This window comes from Photorhabdus aballayi, from assembly GCF_026153155.1.
Classification (GTDB): domain Bacteria; phylum Pseudomonadota; class Gammaproteobacteria; order Enterobacterales; family Enterobacteriaceae; genus Photorhabdus; species Photorhabdus luminescens.
Map to the genome: position 1 here is coordinate 68210 of NZ_JAPFCD010000007.1, position 12929 is coordinate 81138.

Here is a 12929-nt window from a genome sequence, read left to right on the forward strand (position 1 = left end):
ATATGGAACATACAGATAAAATAATAAAGTCACTTATAAACTAAGATACAAATTTTCATCAATTACTTTGTTCCATTGCCATAAATAACCACACAGATTATAACCATTTAAATTGTGTAAGTAAATGAGATAATAATATCCTACTTTTTCAGTAAGGAAATAATAATGATAAATAAAATTCATTAATAAAAATAACCCTTAGTCAGTCAATAGTAAAAAATGGCTCACCAATTCCGTGAACCATTTTTATTATTCATTTTACTTTTATTCTAGAGAATTAATTACACAAACTTCGCCTTGCCAATAGTGGTATCTGCCCACGCCGTTGTAATGGCAATTTTCGCCCTATTGTCCAGATTTTCAATAAAACCATTATCGCCCGCTGTCGAAGCAAAACTGCTCATTGATTGGATCAAGGTATCAACTGCATTATCCGATAGCGCAGTAAACTCACGTTCTCCCGATGCATTCTTATCCCCCATCTGAGTCACCAGTTTGGCACGATGGCCATTAAAGTAATCACTAAAGGTAACTGAACCTATTGATTCAAATGCACCCTGAGCGGTTTTATCCTCAGTATGGCGGTTTACTGATAACACCAAATCATATCCGCTGCGTTGGAACCACAGGTCTTGCCAGTTAATACCGTCAAAGACGATCATATCTTCTACATTGATATCATCAACCTGACTGTCAATCAGCTCATTACTGACAACAAAACTATCTGCACCTGCACCACCCTGGAAGCGGTTCTGATAACCTCCTAACACCAACAGATCTTGACCATTACCGCCATCAAACTGGCTGAACTTCGAAATAGCGGCTGCTATCAGATGGTCATCACCTTCTCCACCATTAATCACCGCATGGTAACCCATCAGCTTGATGACATCGTTACCGGCGTCGCCATCAATCTGGTTGTCATTACCAAATACCCTGGCAAAGTCATGGCCTGCACCCAATTCAACCCGGTTGTTATTACCAATGGTCACAACATAATCTTGATCTTCCCCGGTATCCACCCGGTTGTAGTTGCCTGAAGCAACGACGTAATCCTGCCCCTTATCGGTATTAATTAAGCCGCCTTCGCCAAAGACAAACGTTTGGTCATTACCTTCACCCATAAATACATGGTTAATACGACCAGCAACCACTGCGGTATCATCGCCATTACCGCCGAACATCCAGTTCTCACGCCCCATCAAGACGCCCAGATCATTGCCTTCACCGCCGGTAAAGATGTTGGAAGTGCCGATTGAATAATAAACATCATCACCGCGCCCACCCCAGAAGTTGTTGTTATCCCCCAGATAGGCGCCAAGATCTTTACCATCACCGCCCCAGTTGAAGTTATAGTTCCCCAACGAGACATGGATATCGCTATCCCCTTGCAGATGACCGCTGTTACGCAAGAAATCAAAGGTTTTCTGCTCCATATTAAGCAGATCTGCGGTTAGATTTTCTTTCAGATTGGTCACTAATGACTTCATCTCTTCTTGTTTATCTTTGCTGAACATCGTCGCAAACAAGTTAGGCAAATTCAGCGAATAAAAACCAAATGCATGCTCTGGTTTGGTGTTATCCGTCTCCACAGTAGTTGGCGTACCGCTCTGCGTTTTTTCATTTTCATCAGGCTCTTTCTGTTTCAAGCCATGACTCTCAGCAAAGGATTTAATGCCATCCGTCCCCATATTGAGGTGAGATTTCAGATCGTCGAGCAATTTATCTGGATCAGTGAAAACTTTCAGTTGTTCGCCACCGAATTTTCCAATGACTTCAATCATCTCTTTTAGCATAGCCACACCGTCCACTGGCTCGCCTCCACGGGAGACAATACCACCATCGGCAGTGTAATCCACATCAAAGATATCCGCTAAAGTGGTATCTGCATTCACACTGGCTAACCGACCAAGCAATTTGTTCTTAAGCTGGCGTGGCAAATCCTGCGGATTATAGGTAAACGTTGTTTTCGCTATACCGGTTGTCGAGTATTGCTGAGTCGCTAAACCAAACAATGAACCCAGGTTAGTATCGAGAATCGACTGGATATTGTCACCGAACATAAAGTTCCAGTTACCCGTAGTCACCTGAATATCCGCACCTTGTCCCCCGACCGCAAAGTTGAATTCCAGTTTCTCATTAGCCTGACGGAATTTATCTGCACGGCTCATTTTGCCTGGATCAACGCTGTTGCCATGACCGCCTAGCCACTGGTTGAATTTCTTATTCAGCGCTGCTTCAGTATCACTTTTCAAACCACGGCTGCTACGTTCATGTTGAGAATCCAAATCAACCAGCGTCTTATAGTCAACGCTGCTGGTTTGGTCCAAACCAGACATATCCTGAACAAATTTTTTCGCACCAGCGATTGTCCATTGCTGATCTTGCGCCGCTAGCCAATCCTGCTCTTCACCAGAATGGGCAATGCTTTGCAATACTCCAGAAATACGGGCTGCGCCATCAAATGAATTAACCAACGGTGGCGTCGGCAGGGATTTATCCATCATCACAATCAGGTCATTGCTACGGCCTCGGTTGAAACTGACATTACGATTGCCAATAAACATTTGCGCCCCTTCAAGCGCCTGATAACCGGCAATATCGAAGCTATGTTGACTGTCGCCATTGCCGATGTGCGCCATCACATTATTATCTCCGAAGGCCAGTGATTTAAAACCACCAGTACCTACTTTGATGCCAACGTTCGATGTTCCCCAATTGAGCGCAGTAAATTCACCATTCCCCACATTCACCTGAATATTGCCTGAGTAACTTAGCTGGTTATTCGATATATGACTTGAATCGGTTTCAATTTTATTTTTGCGCTTCTCTGGTGCAGTGAAAATATCTGCATTATCCACAATCGCACCTTTGGCTGGCATATCTGCACCCGCGATACCGATACGAGAAAGATTGATATCGCTTTCAGCAATATTGCGACGCACTCGCTCTGAATGAGTTTCAAGTTCGTCTTTTTCATTCCAGTTCAATACGACTTTGTTATCAGTCAGATTATTGATCCATTGATTATTTTCATCACGGGTAAATTTACGACCAGTCACATCAACGGCAACTTCACTACGACGAGCCGAAACAGTCGTGTGAATATCTTGCTCCTTTAAGGCGGTGATAAAATGACGAGCAAAACCATCTCGTTTGTCATCACTAATCAGCGAGCAACCCACGATGCTAATGTGGTCTGGTTTATCCGTCTGACTAAAGCTCTGAGCAAATTGTTTGAGTTTTATTGCCAGCTCATCGGCACTGTAACCACTCAGACGAGTGTTATTCTGCTCTGATTCGCTACGACCATGCCCCACAATCTGCCAACGCAATTTGCCTGATAATTTAGCCGGATCACCATAAATAACACGGTATTTACCCTCAGAATCAAGCTGAACAATTACGCTAGAATCCGGGTGTTTACCCGCCAGATTTGCCGCTGCTTTGGCAGCTACAGGATCATCCTCCATCTGGATAATGAGTTGACCATCAAAACGCGTCTCCCGGCCATCGGTTTGTGGTGTAACTGAAATGCGCTCCCAAGATTCGACATTTTTGTTTTTTAGAACAGCGTCCGACGATAATTTTTCCAGTACAGACACCGCAGCAGCATCATTCTCTGAGTCTTTCAGTGTCAATTTACTGACGGTTGGATCAGCAAATATCTTACTAATATTCAACTGCACTAAACTGGCGGCTTGTTTAAAGTTGTTGCTTTCAACTTCAACAGAAACCTTTTGGCCTTTCTTATCCATGACTTCCAGAGTGACGACATTTTCACGGTAATCCGCGATCCACCCTTCGACACCTGAATCCAGCGAAAACACGATTTTCTGCTCTTTCAGTGCGTGCAATACATGATTTTGTTCACCCTCACGCGCCTGTTTCCACGTATTGTCATAACCCGTAATAGCGCTGTCTTCAAATGTATTATAGTTAATATTGAAGCTCGATTTTGCACTGTCCTCTGGGTTGGCAGAAGTATATTTATAACCTATAGGCGATCGGTAACCTGTGATCATTCCCTTATGGAAAGAATCCATAAAACGGTGAAAATCATCATAGTTATCAAACGATTTAGCACCAAAGTTAGGATCAAAGAATGACCAGATTGTTTGAGCTTCGTTCTTATGTACAACAACCGACATCGCATGATCTTCAGACATAAACATCATATAAGTCGATTGCTTCACATTGCGCAGTTGCTCCATCACAGATTCATAGCCATCAACCTCATAATTCAGCGGATCACCGATCCTCGCCCCGGTTAACCCATTTGCTTTTAGCCTTGCGCTATAATCAATATTCCCTTTCGCTTTCTCGATCAAACTGCCAGCATCAAGATGTTGAAAATGTTGTATTGACAACAACTTTTCCATGGCCGGGCCGAGTTTCTGACGGCGATATCGGTTAAGCAAAGAAGATTCAACAGAGTTGATATCGGTTTTCTTATTCACGGAGTTGTCGTTGTAGGCTTTGGCGACATCCTTCAACCACTCCATATAAGCTTTTCCGCCTCCCACGCCATTCACCCGTTCTTCCATCATATAGCGGGAAGACAAAGCAAAGCATATTCCTTCCAGAAACTCTTTGGACTGAACGTCATTGCCCTTGGTCACGAGTACATTACCAATTTCTGGAACAAGCTTCTTAAGCTCCCCCAATAAATCCTCACTCTGACTAAAGTGAAATGAGTAATCAGCCAATTGTTTTCCATCTGCTTTAATGTCAAAAATGGCATAACCCACTTCCTGGAATAAGCTTTTCTTTTCCACATGATGATCTTTGCTCTGAGAACCAGAAAGTGCCGACACATTCTCAATCGCCTGATGGATCTTTCTTAAACCAGAGATATCAATACCCTTACCATCATTCGATAAATCACTGGCTTTCAGATGCGAGAAGACGGCATCTGAAACATCTTGACCATATTCTTTAATAACCGCCGCTTTGACTTGCTCAACCGCTTTATCAGCACTTTCCACTTTCTGGTTAATATGAATATTTGCCTTACCTCGAGTGACAAAATCACCATTTTCATCAACATAAAGATGTTTCGAATCCTTAAGATTGGCACTGCCAAGCTTATCATACAGGCTACTGAAATCGCCTTGATCTGGGATTCTCACAGTGGATTGAGCAAGCACCGTCGACTCTTCAAAGCGCGTGTCAATTTGAGACAACAAGGCCTTCATTGCCGGTACACGACTTGAGTCAGGATGACCTAAGAGATAACCTTCAACCTGTTGGCGTAAATCGGATAATTTTTCAATCACATCCAGTTCATAGTCTTTTCTTCCTTGCCAGACATGGTGATAACTCTCTAACGCATCAATTACTTTTTGGTAACTGTCGCCACGAATTTTACCTGCAACGGATGCAGCTTCCTGGAACTCACTCACCGACATCAATTTCGGCACCGGCTTCCAGATGCCATTCACTTTCTCGGTCAGAATTCGAGTATGTCCTTGATGATGAGATATAATCCGATCTTCAATGAAATATAACTCATCAGGTAATTGCGCATAATTGTCGTAATTAGCCAGAATAAAACGTTCAACCGCTTTAAGCAGATTATTACTGGTTGTATTTTTTACAATGATTCTCTTAAATTCATTGCCATTACCTGGCCATGAACGCACCTCAAATCCTTCATTACTCTTTTGCACTAATAAGTTGCGTTCTGTACGTAATCCATAAAACGGCAATGCTTGATTCAACATCGTGTCAACAGCGCTGAGGTTAATATCGAGATCAACAACGGTATCAGCTTTATAGCCGTCGGGATTAACCGCCAGCCGTTTTTTCTGCTCTTCAATCGTCAAAGCATCAAATCGCGACCGCACAGTAATACCCGCTTCTGTTAATCTGCGGCCAATCGATTTTGTAGGCAGCCCTTTATATTCACTTGCCGGCTTATCCAGCAATAGAATTTCACCTACTAATCCTTCACGTTGCAGTTTACGCAATACCGGTAATTCAACATTCCAGAAATAGTTGCCAAGACGTAAGCCACCCTCAGAGATCAAATAAACATCACCACGTGATCCTGCGGCATAGATGGAACTCCAGAAACCGGTGTTGCTATATGTAGCAGCATCAATTGCCGCTCTTAGCGCTTTATGTTCACTATTTTCAGGATCAGAGAGGTACATAATTCCCCAGCGCATGAGTTGCTGATTGAGTTGAATCGCAAAAGCGTTTCCTTGCACATCGACATCGTAAACAATTTTCTTACCATCCGGTTGTGCTGCCTCAAGAACATCTCGATGCCTTCTAAAACTCTTCCCGGACCAGAATGAAACAATACTTTTGTCATCACGGGCCGCTTCAAAGCTATAGCCATAACGGTCCAGTTTGGCAATAAATTCAACTCGTTTATCCCAGTCATAATCCAGAGTCGCGTCAACAAACAGTTTCGCTAAAGATGCAGTTTCATTCTCAGGTACGTTGTTTTTAACTTTGGCATTTCTGAGATATCTTTCAACAAACGTCACCATCCGCTGTCTGGTCTTATCGGCAATATCCGCATTAACACGCTTAAATCCGGGAACAGGAATATATTCATCTGACGTATTCGCGTTACCATTATCAAGCCAACGGTAGATGTGGGCGATTTTTTGTGCACGACTTAGTACGGAAGAAGCCATCGCCCTCTTTTTACTGCTACCCAATCCTTCCAGATTAATACCAGAAATTATCGGCGCTTTTCTGATGAGTTCACGCGTCTCATGCGCAGGAGGTAACACAATGCTGTCAGATGGTGTTGCAACAGACTGATAAGTAAGCGAAACACCGGTATTTTTTGCACGCATTCCCGCGTTAATCTGCAACCGGTTAACAGCGTGTTTTGCATCCTTCAACGCTTGCAATTCTTCTTCGGTCAGTCCTTGATAATATCGGTTGCTCGCTTCTGACATCGATTCAGGATCAATATGGCTGCCGGTTTCTCCCGCGCCCGTTGACTCATAGGCTTTTTCCCCCAACAAGCCGCTGCCGCTTGCGCCAATGCGAACAGGTTTGGAATCCCTCAGTTTCGCCTCTTTAGCATCCGCTTGGGTCTGAGCCGCTTTACTTTCCGCCGCCGCAGTATCACGCTTACCACGCTTTTCTGCATCCTGACAGGCGATATCGGCGTTATCCTTCGCCCTTTCTGCCTGCTGCTGTTGTGAAAGTGCTTCTTCTTTTCTCTGATCCGCTTTGAATTGCGCATCTACACCATCAAGAGTTGCCTTATCACGATTTTGTTTACCTTTTTCCACCCCTGCTTCTGATAGCGCAACGGCATCTTTAACTTTTTGCTGTGTATCAATAGTATCCCGATGTATCTCTGCCAGCCGTTTTTCTAATGTTGGTTTGATGTCATCCAGTCGTTTCTGGACGTCCTCAGAGATTCCCCTCACATAGTCGAGATAATGGCTGTCTAACTCGCGACTATCATCAATCTTACTTTTAAGTTCTTTAAATCTGTCAGCTATTGAAGTCAGCTCTTCAGTAACCGCTTGAGCTTCTTCTTTTACCGCATCACTTTGCGCCAGCCCACTCTGGTTAAGCGCGGCCTGATCCGTTGATTCCAATTGGGATTGCGATTTTTCAATCGCTGCCAGTTGTTTCTCTTTTTCTTGTTCGAGAAGCTGGCGATCTTTTTCGGCTTTTTCTTTATCACTTAACGCATTTTTCGCCGCCTGATCTTGCCGGGCATCTTTAGTAACACTATTGGCTGGCAATGTATCTACAGATTTCGCAACAACGTTATCCAAGATATAGCCAATACCATTACTATCGCCGATACCTTTAAATTCAATGCGGTTAGTACCTGCTTTGGCGATTAATTCCAGCGTTTTACTTTGCCATGCCGTATCACCATTAGTCATGGCAAATTTACTTTCACCGTTCCAAATAACTTCCATGCCTTCATTAGGCATAAAAACATTTGCACGTTTTGCAAAGTCGAAACTCAGTGAAATAACTTCACCTTCAAACCGGTTTTTCAGATCCTGGTAAATAGTGGTACTGACATCCACATCAAGTTCACTGACCCGTGAGCCATGACCTGCGTTATCAAGCCCGTAAGCACCTGCCGCATTATATGCTTCAACACCATTGGTCGATTGCCAGCTTTGATTACCTCGTTCAAAATCACCATTCAAAATCAATGACATCTCAGATTTCACAACGACATTATCTAAGATATAACCTAGCCCATCATCCCAACCGGTCCCTTTAAATTCGATTCGATTAGTGCCTTCTTGTGCGGTTAATTGCAGGGCCTTGTTTTGCCATGCGGCCTCGCCATCAGACGTTGAGAAGATACTTTCGCCATTCCATAGCACCGCCATACCCTCGCCGGAAGCAAGACCTGAACGTTTTGCAAAGTCAAAACTCAGTGAAACCACCTCGCCTTCAGACAAATTTTGCAATTCTTGCGAAAGCGTGGTGTTCACATTCACATCAAGTTCACTGACTCGCTTTCCATGACCAGCATTATCAAGCCCGTAAGCACTTGCCGCATTATATGCTTCAACACCATGAGTTGACTGCCAACCTTGATTACCTTGTTCAAAATTGCCATTGATGATCAGATTTTCGTTCCGATCCGATACCGATCGCGTTTTTCGATTCAACGAGCCTGCTAAAGAACTTTCTATTGAGTCAATATTCGGCGCTTCTACCGCCGTCACAGAACCACTTAGGCGAGTGCTTAAATCCGAACCAACTTGATCGATTTCATCCATCTTAAAACCATCAATGGAGGAAACTTCAGTTAAGTTAATCGCACCTCTGCCCTTATGAGTACCCGATGTATTGGCTTCATCCCCCTGCACCAGGTAGTTGATCGCCTGACTGCCCCCCACACCGAGCACAGTTTGTTTGATATTGTCGAAGAAAGAGGCAAGTTTGTGGCTTTCTGTATTACTCGATGCCACAGCCAGGCTGTAAAAATCACCATCGCCAATCTTAATCGCCACGTTGTTGCGCGCATAAGAAGCATTAACATCTAAGCCATGACCAACCTGAATATTGGCGTTACCCTGGCCTTTCATGACCGCAACATTGAGGCCATTGCCAACCTTAGTATTAACGTTATATTTTCCCCACGCTACGTTAACCGAAATACCATCACCCACATGAGTGTTAATATTAGCGTCACCATGAGCGGCAGTTACATTTAAACCATTTCCTACTGTCGTCGTTACGTTAGCTTTCCCTTTTGCCGCCGTAACCTGCATACCGTCACCCACTTTGGTGACGACATTGCCTTCGCTCCATAAGGCATTAAAGCTGTCTCCCTTACCCACCTGAGTGACAATGTTAGCCTTACCTTTGGCAAGCACCACATTACGCCCGTCACCGACTTTAGTGATAACGTTGGCTTGCCCCCAGGCGCCAGTGTAATCATCACCCTTACCCACATGGGTGATGATGTTGGCATCTCCCTGAACCACCGTGATTTCTTGTCCATTCCCCACTTTAGTAACAATGTTCGCTTTACCTTTCGCGAAGTTGTAACGGTCGCCATTTCCCACTTGAGTCAGGATATGCGCCTCACCCCAAGCCGCATTCACTCCATTGCCGTTTCCAATCTTGGTAATCAGATTGGCTTTACCTCTGGCAAAACCCACCGTCGTACCCTCACCGACATGAGTCATCACGTTACCCACATCGGAAATAAGCAGACCGACTGTCGTGCCGTCTCCCACTTTGGTCAGAATATTGCCTTTGCCAAGCAAAACAGCCGCCGTCGTTGAGTTGCCTACGTGGGTGATAACGTTCGCTTTCGCCGCTGCAACAACGCCCATAAAATCATTACCCACTTTGGTAACGATATTGGCCTCACCCAGTGCTAACACGCCCGTTAAACCATCCCCCACATGGGTCATGATATTGGCTTTACCAAACATGGCCGCCAGCGTTGTCCCCTCGCCGACTTTGGTCATCACGTTTAGTTCACCGGCAAACAAACCAATACTGGTCCCCTTACCCACATGCGAATAGATATTGGCTTTCCCTAGCATTAAGGCGGCGGTCAGCTCATTACCGACTTTGGTCAACACATTGGCGCCGCCAATCATAGCGGCAAAGGTATTGCCATCCCCAACATGGGTAAAAATATTAGCTTTGCCGATCATTGCCGCCAAGGTCATGCCATTACCCACTTTCGTGGCGATATTGCCCTTTGCCAGCATCAGCGCAACACTTGCGCCATCTCCGATATGAGTGAACACATTGCCTGCGGCTACCATCAATGCCAGTACATTGCCGTCACCCACTTTGGTAAAGACATTTACTGCGCCGCCCATTAACGCCCATGCCTCCCCTTTGCCGACATGGGTAAACAGGTTGCCTGCGCCAATCATGGCCGCAATCGATGTTCCATCCCCGACTTTAGTAAAGAGGTTTCCCGCCGCTGCCATCACGCCCAATGTCAAACCGTCGCCAACATGGGTCAACACGTTACCTATCCCAAACATGATGCCGGTCGTGTCACCCTTTCCGACTTTGGTCAACACATTAGCGCCACCTAACATAACGCCCGTGGTATTGCCGTCGCCTATATGCGTGAGGACGTTCGCACCGCCGCCCATTACCGCCTGCGCATTGCCTTTCCCTTTTTTGGTGAGAATATTGGCTCCACCCAACGCAATGGCGGTGGTGTTGGCAGTTTCATCGCTGATATGCGTGATAATGTTAGCGCCACCGAACATCCCTGAAACCAGATCTCCCGCGCCGAGTTTAGTTAGCACGTTAGCACCGCCCAAGAGTATTGAGGAGATGTCCCCCTTTCCTGCCTGAGTGATAAGGTTAAAACCGCCTGCGCCGACCCAGTTCGCGTTGCCATCGCCTATTTGGGTATGCGTGTTGTACCCGCCCAACATCAGCACCCGGCTGTTACCGTTGCCTTTGTGGATCGAGATATTGCCATAGGCCAGAAGATGAGCCAGATATCGTCCATCCCCGACCCGCACAAGAACATTTGCCGCGCCACCAGCGTAAACATCCATTTTCCCGCTCTGGCCTTGGTGAACCAGAACATTAGCTAAGCCCACACCATGAAATGTTAGGTCGCCCTTTTCACCACTTTTTACAATGACGTTGGCTGCTCCCGCACCATCAAAGTTCGTATCGCCAAATTTTGAGCCATGCAAAATGACATTCGCCGCTCCTGCGCCTTTAAAATTAACATTTCCCCGCGTGACATTAGATTTAATAACATTTCCACCACCCGTACCGTTAAAATTAACGTAGCCACTACTTGCGGATGACTCAACAAGGTCTTGTTGACTATATTCTTCGCTATGCACTAATCGATGGGAAGTTCGGCGTATTGTATTGGCGCTATATTGAAGCTGGCTTAAGGTGTAGCCGGGGCCGATAGAGGTATATCCGTTAGCATAGGAAAGCTCTTCATTAGCCAAATTACCCGTATGATCGCCTGCTTTGTACCAAGTTATTGCTTTGTATTTCAGTTGTTTTGTATCAGAATCGTTTTTCAACTGAACTTCAACGATTTTGGTATATGGCCCCATTACCTTGGCATACACATAAGTATTGGGCTGCCGGTTCGATTTGACTGCGGAAACATCGACTTTGCTGCCATCAGAGGAGATCGCATACCCTCCCATTTTGGCATCACCTAGCGAAATATCCTCTGCTTTAACCTCCGTGCCATCCGCATAGGTTACCCACTGATCTATCAACAGGTTTTCCTCGATAGCATGAATCTTGACAGGTTGCTGATGCTCAAAGAGCAAACTGGAGAGACGGTAAGCGCCATTCGTGTTTACCGCGATAAATCCATTGCCCGACGAAATGTCTTTCGCAGCAATATTTTTAAGGTGATTGCCTGCTTTATACCAAGAGGTGGCATGGTAACCGAGCCTACCGGTGGCGGGATTATTTTGCAGCCGAACTTTGCTGATTTTAGTGTACATTTTGTCAGCAAATGCGAAAAGATAGGTATCCGGCTCAACAGTTGATTTAATACCTGTCACTTGCTGTGACTCCCGTATCCAACTTCCTCCCATCGTTGCCGTCGTCAATACGATCTCTTCAGCTTTAGCAAATTCCAGCGTCTCACCATAGAAATCGCTATTCACGCCTACTCTGGTGATTTCATTATAAGCCCCAGCACCAGAGAAATTAATATTGCCATGCGCGACTTCAGAATAGAGTTTGTTATAACCCCCAACCCCCTCAAAAGTAATATCGCCACGCGTCTGTTCATAGCTGTCTTTATTTTGGCGTACACGCTCAATTCGATTCGATGCCCCCGCGCCACGTAAGATAATATTACCGTCTTTACCTTTACGTATAATGTGATTATCCGCACCTGCTCCATTGAATGTAACGTTACCAGTCTCTACTCTTGAACTGATGCTGTTTGCCGCGCCTGCGCCATTAAAAGTCACATTTCCCTGAGAATCTTGATAACGGTTAAGCCAGGTACGATCAATGTCATTGTATGCCCCTGCGCCAGCAAAATCTAAATCTCCCCGGTTCGTTTCATGCCATAACTTATTATATCCACCGGCCCCTTTAAAACTTGTATCACCAGACAAACCTTTACGAACCAGTTTATTGTAGCCGGCAGCACCCGAATAATTTAGATTTCCCGTATTACCTGTGTGATTAATAATAACGGCGCCGGCGGCACCCGCAAATGACAGACTGCCATTTCCCGTTTTACTAATGCCGGCGTAGCCTGAAGCTCCCTTTACCGAAAGGTCACCATCTGTATGGTATACATCGACTTTAACTGAACCAACAGTAACATCATCATTGCCGCCATAAGCATAAACTTCACCACCAACACCAATAGCAGTAATACTATTACCATCATTATCGTCGTAGTATTTTCCAGTAAAGAAGTACTCTGTACTTCTATTTGATGATTTCCCCATCAAAAATCCCTTTAAACCATACAA

The 12929-nt window shown here is 45.1% G+C and carries 1 protein-coding gene; it reads right to left on the reverse strand.

Annotated features, from left to right (window positions below; translation table 11 throughout):
- Window positions 1-281 precede the first annotated feature (281 nt).
- Complete coding sequence (gene rtxA, locus OO184_RS05950; protein ID WP_265378388.1) at window positions 282-12905, reverse strand: MARTX multifunctional-autoprocessing repeats-in-toxin holotoxin RtxA; 12624 nt, start codon at window positions 12903-12905, stop codon at window positions 282-284.
- Between the last annotated feature and the right edge of the window lie 24 nt (window positions 12906-12929).